The organism is Schauerella aestuarii (assembly GCF_009866805.1).
Taxonomy (GTDB): domain Bacteria; phylum Pseudomonadota; class Gammaproteobacteria; order Burkholderiales; family Burkholderiaceae_B; genus Schauerella; species Schauerella aestuarii.
On record NZ_SIZW01000041.1, the window covers coordinates 275,681 to 297,033 of the forward strand.

General features: G+C 63.0%; 21 protein-coding genes and 1 riboswitch. Of the genes, 14 read left to right on the forward strand and 7 right to left on the reverse strand.

Going from position 1 to position 21,353, the window contains the following annotated elements; translation table 11 throughout:
• Window positions 1–118: 118 nt before the first annotated feature.
• Together EYW45_RS12170 and EYW45_RS12175 are read left to right on the forward strand one after the other, a co-directional pair.
• A complete protein-coding gene (locus tag EYW45_RS12170) occupies window positions 119–1,210 on the forward strand; it encodes a nickel/cobalt transporter (RefSeq protein WP_161136221.1) in 1,092 nt (363 codons plus the stop codon).
• Between the two features lie 108 nt (window positions 1,211–1,318).
• Window positions 1,319–3,403, forward strand: a complete 2,085-nt coding sequence (locus tag EYW45_RS12175; protein ID WP_161135678.1) for a TonB-dependent receptor domain-containing protein — start codon at window positions 1,319–1,321, stop codon at window positions 3,401–3,403.
• A 56-nt stretch (window positions 3,404–3,459) separates the two neighbouring features.
• On the opposite strand, the gene xerC is transcribed toward EYW45_RS12175, so the two are convergent.
• Genes xerC through EYW45_RS12200 form a run of 5 tightly spaced genes read right to left on the reverse strand, consistent with a single transcriptional unit; the run spans window position 3,460 to window position 7,840 of the window.
• Window positions 3,460–4,413 carry a tyrosine recombinase XerC gene (gene xerC / locus EYW45_RS12180; RefSeq protein WP_161135679.1) on the reverse strand — a complete coding sequence of 318 codons (954 nt, stop codon included), beginning with the start codon at window positions 4,411–4,413 and terminating at the stop codon, window positions 3,460–3,462.
• Between the two features lie 12 nt (window positions 4,414–4,425).
• On the reverse strand, window positions 4,426–5,169 hold the full coding sequence (locus EYW45_RS12185; protein ID WP_407924916.1) for a DUF484 family protein: 744 nt from the start codon (window positions 5,167–5,169) through the stop codon (window positions 4,426–4,428).
• Complete coding sequence (dapF, locus tag EYW45_RS12190; RefSeq protein ID WP_161135681.1) at window positions 5,166–6,068, reverse strand: diaminopimelate epimerase; 903 nt, start codon at window positions 6,066–6,068, stop codon at window positions 5,166–5,168. The genes EYW45_RS12185 and dapF overlap by 4 nt, the downstream gene beginning before the upstream one ends.
• A 21-nt stretch (window positions 6,069–6,089) precedes the next feature.
• Window positions 6,090–6,980, reverse strand: a complete 891-nt coding sequence (locus EYW45_RS12195; RefSeq protein ID WP_161135682.1) for a lysophospholipid acyltransferase family protein — start codon at window positions 6,978–6,980, stop codon at window positions 6,090–6,092.
• Window positions 6,977–7,840, reverse strand: a complete 864-nt coding sequence (locus tag EYW45_RS12200; protein ID WP_161135683.1) for a lysophospholipid acyltransferase family protein — start codon at window positions 7,838–7,840, stop codon at window positions 6,977–6,979. Before EYW45_RS12200 ends, EYW45_RS12195 begins: the two co-directional genes overlap by 4 nt.
• Window positions 7,841–8,146: 306 nt before the next feature.
• On the opposite strand from EYW45_RS12200, the gene metK reads away from it, so the two are divergent.
• The 8 genes from metK (at window position 8,147) to EYW45_RS12240 (ending at window position 14,640) form a co-directional block, all read left to right on the forward strand.
• On the forward strand, window positions 8,147–9,310 hold the full coding sequence (metK, locus tag EYW45_RS12205; RefSeq protein WP_161135684.1) for a methionine adenosyltransferase: 1,164 nt from the start codon (window positions 8,147–8,149) through the stop codon (window positions 9,308–9,310).
• A 97-nt stretch (window positions 9,311–9,407) separates the two neighbouring features.
• A complete protein-coding gene (locus tag EYW45_RS12210) occupies window positions 9,408–10,562 on the forward strand; it encodes an ABC transporter substrate-binding protein (protein ID WP_235939056.1) in 1,155 nt (384 codons plus the stop codon).
• 68 nt (window positions 10,563–10,630) lie between these two features.
• Window positions 10,631–10,888, forward strand: a complete 258-nt coding sequence (locus tag EYW45_RS12215) for a DUF1289 domain-containing protein (RefSeq protein WP_161135686.1) — start codon at window positions 10,631–10,633, stop codon at window positions 10,886–10,888.
• A gap of 65 nt (window positions 10,889–10,953) precedes the next feature.
• A riboswitch (S-adenosyl-L-homocysteine riboswitch) is annotated at window positions 10,954–11,067 on the forward strand.
• Between the two features lie 113 nt (window positions 11,068–11,180).
• On the forward strand, window positions 11,181–12,605 hold the full coding sequence (gene ahcY, locus EYW45_RS12220) for an adenosylhomocysteinase (RefSeq protein ID WP_161135687.1): 1,425 nt from the start codon (window positions 11,181–11,183) through the stop codon (window positions 12,603–12,605).
• 38 nt (window positions 12,606–12,643) lie between these two features.
• Window positions 12,644–12,979, forward strand: a complete 336-nt coding sequence (locus tag EYW45_RS12225; protein WP_161136222.1) for a phage holin family protein — start codon at window positions 12,644–12,646, stop codon at window positions 12,977–12,979.
• Window positions 12,980–13,000: 21 nt separating this feature from the next.
• On the forward strand, window positions 13,001–13,873 hold the full coding sequence (metF, locus tag EYW45_RS12230) for a methylenetetrahydrofolate reductase [NAD(P)H] (RefSeq protein ID WP_161135688.1): 873 nt from the start codon (window positions 13,001–13,003) through the stop codon (window positions 13,871–13,873).
• A gap of 76 nt (window positions 13,874–13,949) precedes the next feature.
• Window positions 13,950–14,354 (forward strand): type II toxin-antitoxin system RelE/ParE family toxin, encoded by a 405-nt coding sequence (locus EYW45_RS12235; protein ID WP_161135689.1) that lies wholly within the window; start codon window positions 13,950–13,952, stop codon window positions 14,352–14,354.
• On the forward strand, window positions 14,311–14,640 hold the full coding sequence (locus EYW45_RS12240) for a helix-turn-helix domain-containing protein (protein ID WP_161135690.1): 330 nt from the start codon (window positions 14,311–14,313) through the stop codon (window positions 14,638–14,640). Before EYW45_RS12235 ends, EYW45_RS12240 begins: the two co-directional genes overlap by 44 nt.
• Before the next feature lie 43 nt (window positions 14,641–14,683).
• Here the strand turns inward: EYW45_RS12240 and EYW45_RS12245 are convergent, their stop codons facing one another.
• Together EYW45_RS12245 and EYW45_RS12250 are read right to left on the reverse strand one after the other, a co-directional pair.
• On the reverse strand, window positions 14,684–15,496 hold the full coding sequence (locus EYW45_RS12245; RefSeq protein ID WP_161135691.1) for a metallophosphoesterase: 813 nt from the start codon (window positions 15,494–15,496) through the stop codon (window positions 14,684–14,686).
• An 81-nt stretch (window positions 15,497–15,577) separates the two neighbouring features.
• Complete coding sequence (locus tag EYW45_RS12250; protein WP_161135692.1) at window positions 15,578–16,318, reverse strand: Crp/Fnr family transcriptional regulator; 741 nt, start codon at window positions 16,316–16,318, stop codon at window positions 15,578–15,580.
• Between the two features lie 152 nt (window positions 16,319–16,470).
• Here EYW45_RS12250 and EYW45_RS12255 point away from each other — a divergent pair, with 152 nt between their 5' ends.
• From EYW45_RS12255 to EYW45_RS12270, 4 genes are read left to right on the forward strand one after another with little or no spacing between them, the layout of a single operon-like run.
• The gene (locus EYW45_RS12255; RefSeq protein WP_161135693.1) at window positions 16,471–18,450 is read left to right on the forward strand and encodes an AMP-dependent synthetase/ligase; all 1,980 of its coding nucleotides are present in this window, start codon (window positions 16,471–16,473) and stop codon (window positions 18,448–18,450) included.
• Window positions 18,451–18,452: 2 nt separating this feature from the next.
• The gene (locus tag EYW45_RS12260) at window positions 18,453–19,253 is read left to right on the forward strand and encodes an ABC transporter ATP-binding protein (protein ID WP_161135694.1); all 801 of its coding nucleotides are present in this window, start codon (window positions 18,453–18,455) and stop codon (window positions 19,251–19,253) included.
• Window positions 19,254–19,274: 21 nt separating this feature from the next.
• Window positions 19,275–20,204: a branched-chain amino acid ABC transporter permease gene (locus EYW45_RS12265; protein WP_161135695.1), complete on the forward strand. Its 930-nt coding sequence runs from the start codon at window positions 19,275–19,277 to the stop codon at window positions 20,202–20,204.
• A gap of 12 nt (window positions 20,205–20,216) precedes the next feature.
• Entirely contained in the window at window positions 20,217–21,281 is a 1,065-nt protein-coding gene (locus EYW45_RS12270; RefSeq protein WP_161135696.1) for a branched-chain amino acid ABC transporter permease, read from the forward strand.
• Window positions 21,282–21,353: the final 72 nt, after the last annotated feature.

The following is a 21,353-nucleotide window of genomic DNA, read 5'->3' on the forward strand; positions in this document are numbered from 1 at the left end:
AGGCCGATTGGGCAAGGGTGCGGCGGTACGTGCCGTAAAGCCGATGTGGCAAGCGGCGGCGTCAAAGACAGCAATGCGCATTTCGCCCGCGTTTGCCCGTCGCGTATGGCGTGACGCGATGGTGGTGATCGCTATCGGAATGGCACTTGGGATCATTGCGCTCTGGGCACCGACAGCCGGGGCACAAGGCGCGCATCCGTTCGGTGTGCCTGAATCGGCGCGGGGCGGCACCGGGCCGGAATGGTTGTCGGGCTTTTTCGGCCAGGTGTCGATCTGGCAATCGCACTTTTATCGGCAGCTCACGCATGCGGTGCGGGCGTGGCAGCAGGATGGCCATGCGGCTTGGACGCTGATCGGGCTGTCGTTCGCGTACGGCGTATTCCACGCGATGGGCCCGGGGCACGGCAAGGCGGTGATCACGGCGTATGTGCTCGCCAACCGGCAAACGGCACGCAATGGCGCCTTGCTGGCGATGCTGTCGGCACTGGTGCAGGCGTTGGTGGCCATCGCAATGGTGCTCGTGCTCGCGGCGGTATTGAACGTGACGGCGGCCACGATGAATCAGGCCACGTGGTGGTTGGAAGCGGTGTCGTACGCGGTGATTACCGCACTCGGTGCGTATCTTGTGTGGACACGCGCGGTGCGGCCGTTGTGGCGGCGTGGTGCACCTGCAGGTGAGCCGCATGCCCACCATGCCCCTGCTGATGCCCACGTCCATGTTCATGCCGATGCGCATTCGCATGCGTCTGCAGAGGACCATTCGCATCGCCATCACCACGAGGCTGCCCGGGTTCACTTGCATCACCACGATCATGTCCACGACGATGCCTGCGGATGCGGGCACGCCCATGTACCGGATCCGGCATTGGTCAGCGGCCCGCTCAATCTGCGGCGTGCTTGGTCGGCCATCGCGGCCGTTGGCCTGCGTCCGTGCAGTGGCGCGATCATCGTATTGGTGTTCGCGCTCTCTCAGGATTTCCTGTTTGCCGGCATCGCGTCGGCGTTGGCGATGGGCCTGGGCACCGGTCTTACGGTGGCGGCGCTGGCGTGTCTGGCGGTAGGTGCCGGTGCGCTGGCCGAGCGAATCGGGCGCAGCGGCGGCAGCCGTTGGATGGGTCCGCTACGCTACGGCATACAGGCGCTGGCGGCGATTGCGGTGCTGCTATTGGGGATATCGCTGCTGGGTGGGCAGATGGCCATGATGGGGTGAGGCAACACTCGCGCTGGAATGTGAATAAATAAAACGTTATATCGTTCCATTATGTAATGAAACTATATATCATTCCGTCTCGTATCGAATACCGGACAGGAATGCCCCATGCGTCTTCGCATCTCACCTTTGGCCCTGGCGCTCGCCACGGCTTCGCTTTCTCCCTTCGCAGTGGCCCAACAGCGCATCCCGGCCGCGTCCCCCGCAGCCGTCTCGCCCGCCATCCTTGCGCCCATCACCGTCTCGGCCAGCGCGCTGGGCACGGCGGTGGACAGCATGACCACGCCCGTCATCGTGCTGGACGACGATGGCTTGATGTCGCGGCGTCAATCGACATTGGGCGACACGCTCAACGGCCTGCCCGGCATTCATGCCGATACCTTCGGCGGGGGCGCAAGCCGGCCGGTGATTCGCGGGCAAACGGCGCCGCGCGTCAAGGTGCTGTCGGATGGATCTGAACTGCAGGATGCGTCGAGTGTGTCGCCGGATCATGCGGTCACGATCGAACCTTTGCTGGCCCGCAAGGTGGAAGTGCTGCGCGGCCCCGCTACCCTGCTGTATGGCGGCGGCGCAATCGGTGGCGTGGTCAACGTGCTTGATAACAAGATCCCGACGGCAGTGCCTGAAAACGGCGTTGAAGGCGAGGCCGAAGTGCGCGGTGCGACGGGAACGCGCGAGCGGGCCGGCGCCGTCGGCATCACGGCAGGCGAGGGCAACTTCGCGGTGCGCGTGGAGGGCATGAAGCGCGAGAGCGATGACTACCGCGTGCCGGACTGGTCGTCGCGGCATGTCGATGGGTCGTACAGCAAGTCGCAGCAGGGCAGCCTGGGACTCTCGTGGATCACGCCGCGTGGCTACCTGGGCGTGGCCTATACCTATCTGGACAGCAAGTACGGTTTGCCGGGCCACAACCACGAGTACGAGGGCTGCCACCCGCATGGTTCCACATTGCACTGCGGCGGTCATGGTCACGATCACGGTGAGGAAGAAGGCGATGCGCACGACCATGATCATGAGCACGGCGCCGAACCGCCGCCTTACGTCAAGCTGCGCAGCGAGCGTTTCGATCTGCGTGGCGAGTATCGCGAGCCGATCGCGGGTATCGAGAAGATCCGGCTGCGCGGCGGCCTGACGGATTACAAGCACAGCGAAATCGAAGACGGCGCTGCCGGCACGATTTTCCGCAACCGCGGCTACGACGCCCGACTTGAAGTCGAGCATAAACCGGTGCTCGGATTGCGCGGCGTCGTGGGCGTGCAAAACGCGTACAGCGATTTTCGTGCAGACGGTGAAGAGGGTTTTCTGCCGCGCAGCAAAACCCGTTCGACGGGCCTCTTTCTGCTCGAAGAGTATCGGCTTGCAGACGCCTGGCGCCTGGAGTTCGGCGCCCGTCACGATTGGCAGCGCGTGAAGCCCGTCGATGGGCAGCCGGCATCCGATCTCACGGGCAATTCGTTCTCGGCCTCGGCGATCTGGGACTTCGCGCCCCAGTACTCGGTGGCGCTGTCGTTGTCGCGCTCGCAGCGCTTGCCGACCGCACAGGAGCTGTATGCGGACGGCGTGCACTTGGCCACCAACACATTCGAAATCGGCGATGCCGACCTGAAAGCGGAAACGTCGCAAAACATCGATCTGACGCTGCGCAAGACCGCAGGCGATACGACGTTCAGTGTGAGTGCCTTTCATAATCGCGTGAAGGACTACATCTACGCCAACACCCTGGATCGCTTCGAGGATTTTCGTTTGATCGAGTATGCGCAGCAAGACGCCGAATTCACGGGTATCGAAGGCGAGATCCGGCACCGGTTCACGCCGATATTCTCAGCGAGTGTGTTCGGCGACTACGTGCGCGGCAAGCTCACTGGCGGTCAGGGCAACCTGCCCCGTATTCCAGCGGCCCGACTGGGTGTGCGAGGCGATGCCACGTGGCAGCAGTGGGGCGCGGGCGTCGAAGTGGCGCATGTGTTTCGTCAGAACGATATCGCCGACTTCGAATCGCGCACCGGTGGCTACGATCTGGTGAGCGCGATCGTGAGCTATCGCACCAGTCTGGGTCCCAAGGACGCCACCACGATCTACCTGCGTGGCAATAATCTTCTGGACAAGCTCGCCTACAACCACGCCTCGTTCATTTCGCGCGCGGCGCCGCTTGCCGGACGTTCGATCATGTTGGGTGTACGGACCACGTTCTAGACGCGGCGTAAAGGTCGTCTTGCGTTGCCCTGCTGCCTGGGGCGGCGCCTGACGGCTCAGCGTGTTTTGCGATTGGCGCGCGGATGCGCCTGGTCGTAGGCCTTTGCCAGGTGCTGGAAATCGAGTCGCGTGTAGATCTGGGTGGTGGAGATGTTGGCGTGACCCAGCATCTCCTGCACGGCGCGCAGATCCTGCGCCGATTGCAGCACGTGGCTCGCAAAGCTATGGCGCAACACGTGGGGGTGCACGTGGGTGGGCAGTCCGGCCGATTGCGCCACGCGCTGCAATTGCAATTGCACCACCCGCGGTGAAATGCGCGCGCCGCGCGTGCCCAGGAAAAGCGCCGCGCGATCGCTGACTGCGGCATCGGGGGCGAGCATCGCCGCGCGAACCGCCAGCCACGCTTCCAGTGCGGCGATCGCCTGCTTGCCCACCGGCACATTGCGGCGCTTGTTGCCCTTGCCCACCACATTGACTTCATGCTCCGGCAGGTCGAGCCAGCTCGCCGACGTGTAGTCGCCCTCGCGCAGGTATTGCACGTCAAGGCCGACCAGTTCCGATAATCGCAGGCCGCTGGCGTACAGCAACTCGAACATCGCCTGGTCGCGCAGGGCGACCGGATCGCTGCTGCCCGTGCCGGTCGGGCGGTCGAGCAAGGCTTGCGCATGTTCGACCGACAGTGCCTTGGGCAACCCGCGTGCTGCTTTGGGCGCACGCACGCCGGCAACGGGATTCGCGGCGAGGCCGACCTGCGGCCCCCACCATTGATAGAACCCCCGCCAGGCCGCCAAGGTGCGCGCCAGACTGCGCGCGCCCAGGCCCTGCGCGTGCGCGCGGCCGATGTATTGACGGATGTGTCCCTGGGCGAGCGCGGTCAGCTCGCGCCCATCGGCGAGGGCGACGAGGCGCGCCAGATCGTGCCGGTAGCCGCTCAGCGTATGCGGCGAATATCGGCGATGCGCCGCCAGATGCTGCAGCCAGTTCTCCATCGGAGCGGGAAGCATCGTCATGGCGGCATGGGTTTATGCGGGCGGCAACGGCGCGGGCGAGCCGTTGGCTGCCACGCCGTCCACGCCGAACTCAGAGGTGGCCGGGGCATTCAGGCGCTGCAGGGCGGCCGCGGCCAACTGCGCGATCACATCGAGAAAAGCGGTGCCCATCTCGGTGTGAAAGCGTTGGGCGTCATCCGAGGCGAGTACCAGTAACCCGATCGTGGGGGCATCGGCGGCGGTGCGCAGCGCTACGAGGGCCAACGACTTGGGCGGTTCGCGCAGCCAGCCGGCCGCCTCGAATCCGGTGTCGTTGCCGCAATAGGGTTTTTTCAAACTGGCGGCAAACGTCCGCACATCGTCCGATACGCCGTCGGTAAAGCCGCAACCGGCGGCGCCGGCCAGATCCCACACGCGCAAGGCGACATCGCTCAATTTGAATTGTTCGGCCAGGCCCAGCGCAATCTCGGCGGGAATGCGATGGGGCACGCTTTCGCCGAGCAAACGCGCGCTCCACTGGGTGATGTGCTGACCGATCAACTCGTTGGCGGTGGCATTGCGGATCAGTTCGGCCAGCCGCCATTCGATATCGCGGTTGCGCTCGCGCAGCGTCAGAATCTGGCGCTCGCCCAGCGAAATCGCACGGGTGCCGTGCGGCGAGGGAATCTCCAGCGTGGCGAACACGTCGGCGTGCGTCTGGAAAAAGTCCGGGCGTGCCTGCAGGAAAGCAGCGACGTCCGAAGCGTCGAGGTCTTGGGATTCGGTCATGGCATTCAACGGGTGAGGGCCAGAGAAAAGACGAGTGCGTCGATATCGATCTGGCCCGGGAAAACGGAAACGGCAGGTCCGGTCATGCGCAATGCCTGACCGTCCCACGCGATATGAAGGGTGCCGCCGCGGGTGTGCACCGCGACCGGGCTATCGAGCACGCCGCGTCGAATGCCGGCTGCGACGGCGGCGCAGGCGCCGGTGCCGCAGGCCAGCGTTTCGCCGGCGCCACGCTCATACACCCGCAAGCGGATATGGTGCCGATCGACGATCTGCATGAAGCCGGCGTTGACGCGGCGCGGAAAGCGCGGATGCGACTCGATGCGCGGGCCTACCCGTTCGACGGGGGCATGATCGACGTCATCGACGATCTGCACGGCATGGGGGTTGGAAATGGCGACGGTCGATAGCCACACCGGCTGCAGTTCGCCTTCGATGGGCAACGCCCAAAGAATGGCGTCGCCCTCGGCGCGTGACGCCAGACCGACCGTTTCGAAGGGCAGGTCGGCCGGGTCGAAGCGGGTGCTGCCCATGTCGACGGTGACCTGATTATCGTCGCCTTCGTTCAGCAGAATGACGCCGGTGGCGATTTCGGCGCGCAGCGGGTTGCGGTCGGAAAGACCCTGCTCGTGCACGAAGCGCACGAAACAGCGGGCCCCATTGCCGCAGTGCTCCACTTCGCCGCCATCGGCGTTGTAGATGCGATAACGAAAGTCGGCGTCGTCGCGCGTGGCCGGTTCGACCACCAGGATTTGATCGGCGCCGATGCCGAAATGGCGGTCGGCGAGCGCGCGGGCGCGCTCCGGCGTCATCTCGATGGACTGCCGGACGCCGTCGAGCACGACGAAGTCGTTGCCAGCGCCATGCATTTTGGTGAAATTCCAGATCATCCCGGCATTATCGCGCATAAGCCGGGGGCGAAACAGGTGTCAGTAAATTTTCGGTTCACCGGGCGGCCGCGTCTTGAAACGCCGATGCACCCAGTAGTACTGGCTTGGGCGCGCACGCACCCAGTCTTCCAGATCGCGGTTCAGTCGTGCCGTCGCGTCTTCCAGGGAATCGTCGCCTGGAAAGTCGGTCATCGGCGGCAGCACTTCGACCAGATAGCGGCCGGTTTCCGGGTCCCAGGTCTCGATCACCGGCAGGACAGCCGCGTCGAACTTGCGCGCGATCTGCGCCGTGGCGGGGATCGTGGCGGCCGGGATGCCGAAGAACGGCACAAAGATCGATCCTTCGCGGCCGAAATCCATATCGGGCAGGTAATACAGCGGGCGATCGGCACGGAGATGGCGGATCAAACCGCGAATGCCTTCCTTGCGGCTCACCAGATGGATGTCGTTGAAGCGGCCGCGCCCGGCGCGCACGATGGCGTCGATATCGGGATCGCTTTGGGGGGTATACATCGTGGCCCCGGCTTCGACCTTGATCGTCAGGATGGTCGCTGCCGCATCCAGGCCCACGAAGTGGGGCGCCAGGAAAATGATCGGCCGCTTGGCTGCGCGCAGCGGCGGCACATGCTCGAATCCGCGCACCTCGATCATCGCGTCGATGGCTTCACGCGTGCCGAACCACAAGACGCCCCGATCGACGAACGACTGCGCCAGCGCGCGCATGTGCGCTCGCACCCAACGCTCACGCACCGCCACAGGCTCGCCAGGGAAGCACAACCCGATATTGGTGCGCACGATGTGCACGCGCCGCTTGGCCACGCGCATGGCGATCCAGCCCAGCGCCGCCCCGATCCGCAGGCGGTTGGCCGTCGGCATGCGCCCGAACCACGACAGCAGCGCGGTAAGCGCGCGCGTCTTCACACTACTCATGACGCATCGGCCGACATGACATCCGACGGTTGCGGCGCGCCAGCCGGCGCCTTGTAGCGGTTATAGCTCCAGAGGTATTGCTCGGGAATGCGACGAATCAAGGTTTCCATCTGCGAGTTGAACAGTTGCGCCTGCTGGCGCGCATCGGTGGGGATAGGATCCGGAACGCGGGTGAAATGGATGCGCCATCCTTTGCCGCGCGGCAAGCGTTCGCCGACCGCGATGATAACGGCAACACCGGTCTGGATCGCCAGTTTGCCCGGCAGCGTCACGGTGTAGGCCGGCTTGTCGAAAAAAGTGGCCCACACGCCGGTGCCGCTGCTGGGCACCTGGTCGGGCAGCATACCTACCGACTCGCCGCGTTTCAACGCGCGCACGAAGGCGCGGACGCCTTGCGTCGTGGCCGGCACCGCCGTCACGCGGGGCGTATCCCGGATGTGTTCCATGATGGGCACGAGGATGCGCTGGCGCGGCGGTCGAAACATGACCGTCAGGGGGACGAGGCCCGAAATATGGCGCGCGGTGATCTCGTAGCAGCCCAGGTGCGGCGTGAGGAAAAGGATGCCGCGATTCTCGGCCAGGGCATCGGTGATGACGTGATCGTCATTCGAGAACGTGCGGGCGACGCAGTATTCGGGATAGAGCCACACCTTGGGGGTCTCCACGATCATGGCCCCCGATTCAGCGGCGGCGCGGCGCGCGAAGGCGGCCTGCGGGTAGCCCGCCTGGGCGGCATTGGCGCGCAGGCGGCTGCGGTAACGGCCCGGAAGGGCGTAGATGAACAGACCCAGAACGCGCCCCAGACCATGCAGGATGGGCAGCGGCAGACGGGCGATGAGGCGAATGATGAACAACGGCATACAGCAATCGGTTGACCGTCCACTTGAAAGGTGTGGACCTGGCGACACGCGTTGCAAGGCGTGGTCGGCGTATTTTCGCTTAAAATCATCCAAGTCGCCGAGTTAACCGACAACTTGCGGAGCGACGAAGTCCTGGAATGCGAATTGCCGTGAAGCACATCGCATGCCGAGAGACCTCAAAATCCGCTAAAGCGTCGCGCCCAGTTCGTTGCAGCAGCCTTGCCGCTACAAAGATGGGGTGCAGCGCGCCTCGTTCAATCTATTGGCAGTGCTTGCACTGCCTCACGTACGCAAGGACGCAATGCCGTGAGCAAAAACGACTTTCTCTTTACCTCCGAGTCCGTCTCCGAAGGTCACCCCGATAAGGTCGCCGACCAGATTTCCGATGCCGTGCTCGATGCGATCTTCACGCAGGATCCCCATGCGCGCGTCGCCGCCGAAACGCTGTGCAACACCGGCCTGGTCGTCCTGGCCGGTGAAATCACCACCACCGCCAACGTCGATTACATCCAGGTCGCGCGCGACACCATTCGCCGCATCGGCTACGACAACACCGATTACGGGATCGATTACAAAGGTTGCGCCGTGCTCGTCGCGTACGACAAGCAATCGCCGGATATCGCTCAGGGCGTGGACCGCACCTCTGAGGACTACCTCAACCAGGGCGCTGGCGACCAGGGCCTGATGTTCGGCTACGCCTGCGACGAAACGCCTGACCTGATGCCTGCCCCGATCTGGTACGCGCACCGTCTCGTGCAGCGCCAGAGCGAGCTGCGCAAGGACGGCCGCCTGCCGTGGCTGCGCCCGGATGCCAAGTCGCAAGTCACCTTCCGCTATGTGGACGGCCGCCCGGCCGAGGTCGACACGGTGGTGCTGTCCACGCAGCACGCACCTGAAATGACGCAGGAAGCCATTCATGAAGCCGTGATCGAAGAGATCATCAAGCCGTGCTTCCCCGATGGCCTGATCACGCCCAAGACGCGCTATCTGGTCAACCCCACGGGCCGCTTCGTCATCGGCGGTCCGCAAGGCGATTGCGGCTTGACCGGGCGCAAGATCATTGTGGACACCTACGGCGGCGCATGCCCGCACGGCGGCGGCGCATTTTCGGGCAAGGATCCGTCCAAGGTCGACCGCTCGGCTGCGTATGCCGCGCGCTACGTAGCCAAGAACGTGGTGGCGGCCGGCCTGGCGCGTCAGTGCCAGGTGCAGGTGAGCTACGCCATCGGCGTGGCCGAGCCCATCAACGTCACGGTGTATACCGAAGGCACGGGCGTCATCCCCGATGACGAGATCGCCAAGTTGGTGCGCGAGCATTTCGACCTGCGCCCCAAGGGCATCGTCAACATGCTCGACCTGCTCCGCCCGATCTACTCGGCCACGGCAGCGTACGGTCACTTCGGCCGTTCCGAGCCCGAGTTCTCGTGGGAAGCCACCGACAAGATCGCCGAGCTCAAGCGCGCGGCCTGATCCCGTCGTCGATATGTCACGCTAAAGGGAAGATGCAATGAGTCTCTGGAAACGCCGGATCGCCGGCCTCACCCTGACGGGTGTTCTGGCCGGGTCGATGGTGGGCCATGCGGGTGCTGCCGAGCCGATCAAGATCGGCGAGATCAACAGCTACAAGTCCCAGCCGGCGTTTCTCGAGCCGTACCGTAAAGGGATGGAGCTTGCCGTAGAGGAAATCAACGGGGCAGGCGGCATCGATGGCCGCAAGCTCGTGCTGATCACCCGCGACGACAACGCCAATCCCGGCGACGCCGTGCGAGCGGCCGAAGAGTTGCTCACGCGCGAACGCGTGGACGTGCTCGCCGGCTCTTTCCTGTCGCATATCGGTCTGGCGTTGGCGGACTTTGCCCGCCAGCGCAAAACCTTCTTCCTGGCGAGCGAAACGATCACCGACAAGGTCGTGTGGGAAAACGGCAACCGCTATACGTTCCGGTTGCGCACGTCGGGCTATATGTTGACCGCCATGTTGATTCCCGAGGCGGCCAAGCTTAACAAGAAGCGTTGGGCGATCGTGTATCCCAATTACGAGTATGGCCAGTCTGCCGCTGCCACGTTCAAGACCTTGCTTCGCGCAGTACAGCCCGATGTCGAGTTCGTGGCCGAGCAGGCCACGCCCTTGGGCAAGGTGGACGCGGGCAGCGTGGTGCAGGCCCTGGCCGACGCGAAGCCCGATGCCATTTTCAATGTGCTGTTTGCCGCCGACGTGGCCAAGTTCGCGCGCGAAGGCAATGTGCGCGGCCTGTTTCCGGCCACCCCGGTGGTCAGCCTGCTCACGGGCGAGCCTGAGTACCTGGATCCCATGGGCGCCGATACGCCCGAGGGCTGGATCGTCACGGGCTATCCGTGGCAGCGCATCGACACCCCCGAGCACAAGGCCTTCCTGGACGCTTATCAGGCCAAGTTCAAGGACCACCCTCGTTTCGGTTCCATCATCGGCTACACCACGATCCAGTCACTTGCCGCCGGTATCCGCCGCGCGGGTGGCAGCACCGATACCGAAAAGCTGATCGCGGCCTTTACCGGCCTCGAGCTCGGCAGTCCTTTCGGCCCGATTCAGTACCGCGCGATCGACCATCAATCGACGCTGGGCGCCTTCGTGGGCAAGCTGGGCATCAAGGACGGCAAAGGCATCATGGTCGACCCCGTGTATCGTCCCGGCGGCGACTTTTTCCCCCCCGACGACGAGGTCAAGCGCCGCCGTCCCGCGCAGTAAATCGCGGTATCCCCGATACCGTCAGGGATACCTTCCGCGGCGCTGGACCGCAGTGCTATCCTGATTTCATGACCGACTTCAAAGAGGTCGCGCGGTCCCGTGCCGCCGACGCTTCTCCCCCGCCCGCAGTGCAGAAGCGGGATTCGTTTACCGCCACCGACTCACCTTGCGTGGCGGTGTGCTCCACCTTGTTCGACGATATCTGCCGGGGCTGCGGTCGTACGGCCATGGAAGTGTCCAATTGGGTCTTCATGGACGAGGCCGAGCGGCAAGCCGTCTGGACTCGCATCCTGGCCCAGGGCTATCCGCGCCGCAACAACAAGTAGGCCTCTGCGCGTTTTCCCGCGAGTGGCGCTTTCTTCCCGCCGTCCTTCCCGTTACAATACCGGCCAGACCTGAGGAGCGTTGCGACGGCCGAGCACTGTGGTGCCGGCTGCCAGGCTCAGGTTTCCTGGTTTTGGGTGTGGCCCTCGGGGCGGCATCCAGGCAACGGCGCTCACCTTTGTCGCATGCATTGGCCAAGGGCGAGCGCGTTCAACCGTCGTGAACTGCAATCGTTCGGCCTGCATGCCTTTCCAAGGTTTGCGCCTAGGCGCCGTTCAAAATTGTGGAGCACGTATGAATACCGTTACCGATAAAAATGTAGCCCAGGGCGACTTCATCGTTGCCGATATGTCGCTGGCCGGTTGGGGCCAACGCGAAATCGCCATCGCCGAAACCGAAATGCCGGGCCTGATGGCCACGCGTGAAGAATATGCCGCATCGCAGCCGTTGAAGGGCGCGCGCATCGCCGGCAGCCTGCACATGACGATCCAGACCGCCGTGCTCATCCAGACGCTCGAAGCGTTGGGCGCGCAGGTGCGTTGGGCGTCGTGCAATATTTTCTCGACCCAGGATCACGCCGCTGCGGCCATCGCCGCCAACGGCACGCCCGTATTTGCCGTCAAGGGCGAAACGTTGGCCGAGTACTGGGACTACACGCACAAGCTGTTCGAGTGGCCCAATGGCGAACACGCCAACATGATCCTGGACGACGGCGGTGATGCCACGTTGATGTTGCATCTGGGTGCCAAGGCCGAGAAGGATATGTCGGTATTGGCCAAGCCGGGCAGCGAAGAAGAACGTGTGCTCTACGCCGCCATCAAGGCCACGATCGCGCGCGATCCCAAGTGGTACTCGACCCGTCTGGCCCAGATCAAGGGTGTGACGGAAGAAACCACCACGGGCGTGCTGCGTCTGTATCAGATGTCGCAAAAGGGTGAGCTGGCGTTTGCCGCCATCAACGTCAACGACTCGGTCACCAAGTCCAAGTTCGACAATCTCTACGGCTGCCGCGAGTCGCTGGTCGACGGCATCAAGCGCGCCACCGATGTGATGGTGGCCGGCAAGATCGCGGTCGTGGCCGGTTACGGCGACGTGGGCAAGGGTTGCGCACAAGCACTGGTCGCCTTGCGCGCCCAGGTGTGGGTCACCGAAATCGATCCGATCTGCGCGTTGCAGGCCGCGATGGAAGGCTTCAAGGTCGTGACGATGGACGAAGCGGCGGCCCATGCCGACATCTTCGTCACCGCCACCGGCAACTACCATGTGATCACCCGGGAGCACATGGACAAGATGAAAGACCAGGCCATCGTCTGCAACATCGGTCACTTCGACAACGAAATCGACGTCGCCGGTATCGAGGACCTCACCTGGGAAGAGATCAAGCCCCAGGTCGATCACGTGATCTTCCCCGATGGCAAGCGCATCATCCTGTTGGCGCAAGGCCGCCTGGTCAACCTCGGTTGCGGCACGGGTCACCCGTCGTTCGTGATGTCGTCGTCGTTCACGAACCAGACGATCGCCCAGATCGAATTGTTCACGCGCAATGACGCCTACGAAACCGGCAAGGTTTTCGTGTTGCCCAAGCATCTGGATGAAAAGGTCGCACGCCTGCACCTGAAGAAACTCGGTGTGAACCTGACCACGTTGCGTCAGGATCAGGCCGACTACATCAGCGTGCCGGTCGAAGGCCCGTTCAAGTCCAACCACTACCGCTACTGATTACCCACCCACTGCACTTTGCTCGGAGATAGGCCATGTTGACCATGCTTCTCGTTTGGATTTTGAACGCCGTCGCCTTGTTGGTGGTGGCCTATCTGCTACCCGGTATTGCCGTGGCGAGCTTCGGCTCGGCACTGATCGCCGCGCTGGTGTTGGGCTTGTTGAACATGCTGGTCAAGCCGGTGCTGGTGCTGCTCACGCTGCCCATCACCATCATCACGCTCGGGCTTTTCCTGCTGGTGCTCAACGCACTGCTGTTCTGGTTCGCCGGCAGCGTGCTCAAGGGCTTCCAGGTCAACGGCTTCTGGTGGGCCGTGGGTGGCGCGATTCTGTATTCGCTGATCTCGGGGCTGCTGTCCCGCATCATCGCCTGATCAACACAACGGTCCGCATCCATGTCTGTTACCGATACCCCGGCGATCAGCCTCGAGTTTTTTCCGCCCCGCGACATCGCTGCCGCCGAGCGCCTCGTGCGCGCGGCCAAGCAGATGCTGGCCATGCATCCGCGCTACGTCAGCGTCACGTTCGGGGCGGGGGGCTCGACGCGTGCGGGTACGGCCACGACGGTGCGCACGTTGAGCAACCTCGGTTGCGAAGCGGCGCCGCACTTGTCGTGCGTGGGTTCCACCCGTGACGATCTGCGTGCGATTCTCGCGGCGTATAAAGCCGAGGGCATCAAGCGCGTGGTGGCGCTGCGCGGCGACCTGCCGTCGGGCATGGGCGGGGATGCGGGCGAGTTGCGTTATGCCAGCGACCTGGTCGCCTTCATCCGCGAGGAGATGGGCGACTGGTTTCACATCGAGGTGGCGGCTTATCCGGAAATGCATCCGCAAGCCGCCAACCCCGAATCCGACCTCGACAACTTCAAGCGCAAGGTCGATCTGGGCGCGGATAGCGCGATCACCCAGTACTTTTTCAATCCCGATGCGTACTTCGATTTCGTTGATCGGGCACAAGCTCGCGGCGTGACGGTGCCCATCGTGCCGGGCATCATGCCCATCACCAATCACACGCAGCTCATGCGTTTTTCCGACATGTGCGGCGCCGAAGTCCCTCGCTGGATTCGGTTGCGTCTTGCCTCCTTCGGCGACGACAAGGCATCGATCCGGTCGTTCGGTGTGGACGTGGTGACCGCGCTCTGCCAGAACCTGCTCGACAACGGCGCCCCTGGCCTGCACTTCTATTCGCTCAACAGCGCCGAGGCGCCGATGGCGATCTGGAAGAACCTCGATCTGGGCGGCGAAAAGCGCGCACTCGCGGCGTCCTGAAAAGCGGACGGAAGCACCTTTTACGATGGCCATCGCCCTGCTAATTTGATCGCCCGATCATGAGCAGGGAAAGGCAGTGCGGTCTAGTTGTGAACGTTGCAGGGTATTTACAACGCGTTGGTTCGCAAAGGCGGCGGCTCGAGCGGGTATTTCGGAAGCAGCGCTTTGCAAGGCCTCGAGAGAATTATCGCTGGGTCAGGGTGACAACCTGGGCGGGGGGGTGTGGAAGAAGCGCGCAGAAAAAAATCTTTATCGTGAAATCGTGCTCGCAAAGGCGGGATACTGGTGGATATTCGTTTACCTTTTCCAAAAGCGCGATCGTGCAAATATCTCGCGAGACGAACTTCTCGCGTTTCGCGAAATGGCCGCGTTATATTCTAAAGATGCCAACCTTGCTGGAAAAAATTCGCTCTGTGTGTTGAACGAGATCTGCCAACATGAAAGCCAAACCCCTGCAAGAATTCAAGTCACCTGCCTTTGAGGCGATACACAGCGCTGTTTCTGATTTGCGCGAAGCCGGTAGGGTCGATGACACGAAAATGCTCGAATTCGATGCGATGTGCCTCAAGGCAGCGTCGCCTCTGCATCCAGACGACATCGTTCGTATGCGTCGGGCGGCAAAGGTGAGTCAAGCCGTGTTTGCGCATTACCTCAACACCCGAACAGCCACGGTGAGCGCGTGGGAAGCGGGTCTGAAGCAACCGCGCGGCATGGCTGCAAAGCTACTGCAGGTCGTAAAGAAGCACGGTCTGGAAGTGCTCGTTTAACTTAACGATACGGAGCGATCACGGTCATCGCACCGGCACCGGATCAGCGCGCATTGACCTCGATCGTCAGCTGCGGCTTGAAGTCCACCTGCTCGCCTTTCTTTTCATACCCCAGCGGGTTGGCCACGACGCGGCAGCCGTCCTTCACATAATCGAAGGCACAGTGCAGATGGCCATGCAGCCACACGTCCGCCTTGGGCAGTAGCGCATCGAGCCGGTTGCAGAAACCGGCCGTACCCGGCGTAAGTCCATAGCGCGGGTCGGCACTGGCCAGCGTGGGGGCGAAGTGCGTGACCGCCACCGTCGGGCCATCGAAGGGCGTATCCAGTGCCTCGGTCAGCCACGCTTGGCATGCCAATGCGTGCTCACGCATCTCCTCGGCCATGAACGGCATTCCATTACGCGTGGTGCCGGCCTTTTCCAGATAAAAATTGGCCGCGCGAAAGGCCTTGCCGCGTTTGCGCAGCGCCTGGGTCATATCGTCGCGTGGCTCAACGAGTGCGTCGAAATCGCTCCACAACGTGGTGCCAACAAACCGCACGCCGTCGATGATGCGCGTCTCGCGTTCCAGCCATTGAATATCCAGCCCATCGCACAATTCGCGAAGGCGCGCATGCGTGGCGTCGAAATCGGCGCTGTCGTATTCGTGGTTGCCGGGTACGAACAGCACGGGTGCCGGCCAGCCATGGCGCGGCGAGAAGCGGGCCAGGCCGTAGTCGTCCTCTTCAAGGCGCGAGCCGTTCTGATACGACCCCACGTCGCCTGCCAGCACGAGCAGGTCGGCCGCAGGATCGGGGATCGCTTCAAAGCTGGGATCGTTCTCGAGATGCAGATCCGAGAGCAGTTGGATTTTCATTTGGGTCAATGATATCGCGGGCGGCGGCGTGGGCGCAGCACCACGCAGCGGCCGCATCGACGGTGCTGTACCTGAATCACGTCAAGCCGAGTGCGTTTGCGCCGCTTTGCGCGCCGCGAGTTTGTCCTCGGCATGCTGCGCGTCTTCGTCGCCTTTGTACCGCTTGAGGCCGTCGATATCGAGCACCCGCACGGCGCCGTATTCCACGTGCAGCAGGCCAGCCGTTTCCAATGTGCTTAACGCCTGATTGGCGCGCTGGCGTGAAACGCGCGCGAGATACCCCACCTCTTCCTGCGTGATCGCCAGGCGCATGCCCATGCCGGGATAGAGCAGGGGATTGAAAAGCTCCGCCAGGCAGCGCGCCACGCGTGCATCGGCATCGAGCAGCCGGTCGTTTTCAGCCTTGCCGATGAATTGGGCGACGCGTTCGTTGAGCTGATGCAGCAAATAGCGATTGAACGGAAAGCTGGTATCGAGCAGCCATTCGAACGTGGCCGCCGGCAGGCGCGCGATGGCGCTGTCGCGCAAGGCCACCACGTCGTACTTGCGGATTTCGTGCTTGAGCAGCGATCCCTCGCCGATCCAGCCGCCGGCCGGTACGCCGGTAAGCGATGCCTGCTTGCCATCCGCATTGCCCACCGACACTTTCACCAGTCCCGACAGTACGCCGATCCAGGCCTGCGCAAGTTCGCCCTTGCGTTCGACGATGGCGCCGGCGTCGATATGGGCCACCGTGATGTCCTGCTCCACGCGCGCCCGTTGGTCGGCGTCGAGTTGACGAAACCAGGCGGCGGCTAAGTGGAGGGAGTCGGACAGCTGCATCGGTGTATACCCTTGAACGTGCGCGAATGTCATGCTCGCGACAGTTGGTCGGCGCTAAATGCTTATACCTTATGTCCTGCAATAAATCTAAACATCTAAAAGCAGCGGCATCCGGCGTTAAGTCGACGGCGGAATGACCGACAGGAGACAACGTGGAGCACGCCCTGCCCGCATCCCCACCGATGCCGGCAGCGACGGATACCTTTCCGTCGCTGTTGTTCGCCCATGCCGCCGCCCGCGGCGACCGGCCCGCGATCCGCGAGAAGGATCTCGGCATCTGGCAGACCCTGTCCTGGCGCGATGTGGCCGATGCCGCCCGAACGATGGCGCATGGTCTGGCCGCACTCGGCGTGCGATCCGGTCACCATGTGGCCGTGGTGGGCGAGAACCGGCCACGCTTGTACATCGCGATGATGGCCACGCAGATGCTGGGCGCGATTCCGGTGCCGCTCTATCAGGATGCCGTAGCGCAGGAAATGGTTTATGTGCTGCAGGATGCCGCCGTGCGCGTGGCGGTGGTGGAGGATCAGGAGCAGGTCGACAAGATGCTGGAGATCCGTGGGCAGTGCCCCGATCTGGCCTATGTGGTGTATGACGATCCGCGTGGGTTGCGCCACTACAGCGATCCGATGCTGGTGGCCTGGGAAGCCGCCGAGCAGCAGGGCCGGGATCATGCCGCCGCGCATCCCGACTACGTCACCCAGGCTGCGGCGGCGGTAAACCCGCACGACACGGCCGCGATGTTCTACACCTCGGGCACCACCGGCAAGCCCAAAGGCGTGGTGCTCACTCACCACGCACTGATCGACCGCGCGCAGGCGATTGCCGAGCTCGAAAATCTTACCGATCGCGAGGATGTACTGGCGTATCTGCCGCCCGCCTGGATCGGGCAAAACATGTTTTCGTACACGCAGTTGTTGGTGACGGGATTTACCGTCAACCATCCCGAATCGCCCGAGACGGTGGCGATCGACATGCGCGATATCGGCCCCACTTATTACTTTGCGCCACCACGCGTGCTCGAGGCCTTGCTCACGCAGGTGACGATCCGCATGGAAGACGCGAGCCGGATCAAGCGCGCCATGTACAAGCGCGCGATGGCCTTGGCCAGCCGAGTCGGCACACGCATTCTCGATGGTGAATCGGTAAGCGCCTGGGACCGATTCAAGTACGGCGTCGGCAACCTCTGCGTCTATGGCCCGCTGCGCAACAGCCTGGGCATGAGCCGCGTGCGCGTGGCGTATACGGCCGGCGAAGCCATCGGGCCCGACCTGTTCGTTTTCTACCGCTCGATCGGCATCAATCTCAAGCAGCTGTATGGATCGACCGAGACGTCGGTATTCGTATGCGTGCAGGCCGATGGCCGCGTACGGGCCGATACGGTTGGGCCGCCGGTGGCAGGTGTGCAGATCAAGATCGCCGGCAACGGTGAGATTCTGGTCAAGAGTCCGGGGCTCTTCAAGGCATACTACGGCAACCCCGACGCCACGCGTGAGGCATTCGATGCCGAGGGCTGGTTTCTCACGGGCGACGCGGGTTACCTGGACGAAGAAGGCCAACTCAAGATCATCGACCGCGCCAAGGATGTGGGCAAACTCGCCGACGGCGGGCTGTTTGCGCCCAAGTACATCGAAAACAAGCTCAAGTTCTTTCCGTTCATCAAGGAGGCGGTGGCCTTCGGCGCCAATCGCGACGAGGTGTGCGCCTTCATCAACATCGATCTCGAAGCGGTGGGCAATTGGGCTGAGCGTCGCGGCATGCCATACGCCGGCTATACCGATCTGGCGAGCAAGACCGAGGTGTACGACCTCATCACCGAATGCGTGGAACAGGTGAATGCCGATCTCGCGGGTGATCCGCAGTTGTCGGGTTCGCAGATCCATCGCTTTCTGATTCTGCACAAGGAGCTGGATCCTGATGACGACGAGCTGACGCGCACCCGCAAGGTTCGCCGCGCCTTCATCGCCACCAAGTACGCCGTGCTGGTGGACGCCTTGTTCGAAGGCCGCACCAGCCAATATATCGATACCGAAGTGAAGTTCGAAGACGGCCGCTCCGGCCGCGTTTCGGCTGACCTGCGGATCGCCACGGCTCGCACGCTTCCCGTGCGCGCGCAAGCCAAGGCCGCCTGACCATGACGCAATCGACATCCCGCAACGACCGCATCGGCGAGGTCATCCTCGATCTGCAGCACATTTCGCTGGCCTTCGGCGGCGTGAAGGCGCTCACCGATATCTCCTTCGATGTGCGCGAGCATGAGATCCGCGCCATCATCGGCCCCAACGGCGCCGGCAAAAGCTCGATGCTCAACGTGATCAACGGTGTCTATACCCCGCAGCAAGGCGAGATCCGACTGCACGGCGAACAGTTTCGCCGCATGACGCCGCGGCGCGCGGCCGAGATGGGCGTGGCGCGTACGTTTCAGAATCTGGCGTTGTTCAAGGGCATGAGCGTGCTGGACAACATCATGGCCGGCCGCAACCTGCGCATGACCAGCAGCCTCTTCGCGCAGGCGATCCGGCTCGGGCCGGCGGCACGTGAAGAGATGCAGCATCGCCAGTTCGTCGAGAACATCATCGATTTTCTGGAGATCCAGGCCTTTCGGAAGACGCCTGTGGGCCGCTTGCCTTACGGCCTGCAAAAGCGCGTCGATCTTGGGCGTGCGCTGGCGATGGAGCCGCGCATTCTGTTGCTCGATGAGCCGATGGCGGGCATGAACATCGAAGAGAAGCAGGACATGAGCCGCTTCATTCTCGACGTGAATGACGAGTTCGGCACGACGATCGTGCTGATCGAACATGACATGGGCGTGGTGATGGATATCTCGGATCGTGTCGTGGTGCTGGACTACGGCAAGAAGATCGGCGACGGCGAACCCGAAGCGGTGCGCGCCAACGAAGATGTGGTGCGCGCCTATCTCGGCGTGGCCCACTGAGCGAACAAGGGAACACACACCATGGCATTCTTTTTGGAAACCCTGTTCGGCGGCTTGATGAGCGGCATGCTGTACGCGCTGATCGGGTTGGGCTTCGTGCTGATCTTCAAGGCATCGGGCGTCTTCAACTTTGCGCAAGGGGCGATGGTGCTGGTGGCCGCGCTCGCCATGGCGCGCTTCTCGGAATGGATTCCGCGCTGGTTCGGCTTCGAGAACATGCTGTTGGCCAACGTGCTGGCCTTCATTGTGGCGGCTGCGATGATGTTCCTGCTGGCCGTGGTGATCGAGCGTCTGGTGCTGCGGCATCTGGTCAATCAGGATCTGGCCACCTTGCTGATGGCCACGCTGGGCATCAGCTATTTTCTCGACGGCGCCGGCCAGATTGCCTTCGGCAGTTCGGTGTATTCGATCAATGTGGGCATGCCCAAGGAGCCGTTGTTCATCCTCGAATCGATTTTCGAGGGCGGTTTGTTGATCAGTCTGGAGGATCTGACGGCCGCGGTGATTGCCGCACTGCTGGTCGCGGCGCTGGCCGTGTTCTTTCAATTCACCGCCACGGGGCGCGCCTTGCGCGCAGTGGCCGACGATCATCAGGCCGCGCAATCGATCGGCATTCCGCTCAATCGCATCTGGGTCATCGTGTGGTGTGTGGCGGGCCTGGTGGCGCTGGTCGCGGGTGTGATCTGGGGCTCGAAGTTCGGCGTGCAGTTCACCCTTTCGACGGCAGCGCTGCGGGCGTTGCCCGTGGTCATCCTGGGCGGATTGACCTCGGTGCCGGGCGCCATCATCGGCGGTCTCATCATCGGTGTGGGCGAGAAACTCTCGGAGGTGTATCTGGGCCCCTTCGTGGGCGGCGGCATCGAGATCTGGTTTGCCTACGTGCTCGCGCTCGTCTTCCTGCTGTTTCGGCCGCAAGGGCTGTTCGGCGAAAAAATCATCGACCGGGTCTGAGGAAACACCGCCATGTTCTATCGCGAAAACGGTCAATTCAAAACCAGCTATGCCGCCGATCAGCAGATCTTCCCGATCCTGCAGGACCGCGTCGCCATCCTCATCCTGCTGGCGATCGCGTTCATCGGCGTACCGATGCTGGCGAGCGACTATCTGCTGCGCGCCATCCTGATTCCGTTCCTGATCCTGTCGCTGGCGGCAGTGGGCCTGAATATTCTGGTGGGCTACTGCGGCCAGATCTCGTTGGGTACGGGTGCCTTCATGGCCGTAGGCGCCTATGCCGCCTGGAACTTCGGCACGCGTTTTCCCGGCATGCCGCTGCTGGCGCAGATTCTGCTGGGCGGCGCATGCGCCACGGTGGTGGGTGTGGCGTTCGGCATTCCCAGTCTGCGTATTCGCGGGCTGTATCTGGCGGTGGCCACGCTGGCGGCGCAGTTCTTCATCGACTGGGCATTCCTGCGTATCCCGTTTTTCACCAACTACTCGTCTTCGGGCAACGTGTCCGTGCCGGCCCTGTTCGCATTTGGTTTGCCGGTGCATAGCGCGATGCAGAAGTACCTGTTCGTGCTGCTCTTCGTCGTGGTGTTTTCGCTCATGGCCAAGAACCTGGTGCGCGGCGCGCTCGGCCGCCAATGGATGGCGATTCGCGATATGGATGTGGCAGCCGCCGTGATCGGCATCCGGCCGATGTACGCCAAGCTCACGGCCTTTGCGGTGAGCTCGTTCATCGTGGGCGTGGCCGGCGCGCTGTGGGGCTTTATCCACCTGGGCTCATGGGAACCCCTGGCATTCGACTTGAGCCGCTCCTTCCAATTGCTCTTCATGGTGATCATCGGCGGGCTCGGCTCGATCGTCGGCAGCTTCTACGGCGCGGCGTTCATCGTGCTGGTGCCGGTGGCGCTGTCGGGCATTCCGCGTTGGCTTGGGCTGCCGTTGCCGGTGGATCTGATCGTGCACATCGAGCACATGGTGTTCGGCGCGCTGATCGTGTTCTTCCTGATTGCGGAGCCGCACGGTCTGGCGCGGTTGTGGAGCATCGGCCGCGAGAAGCTGCGCATCTGGCCGTTTCCGCATTGAGTTGTCTTGAATGACGAAGTCTTGACGCACGAATGATGGCCGCTGGAGCACCCTCCGGCGCCAATTGAATAC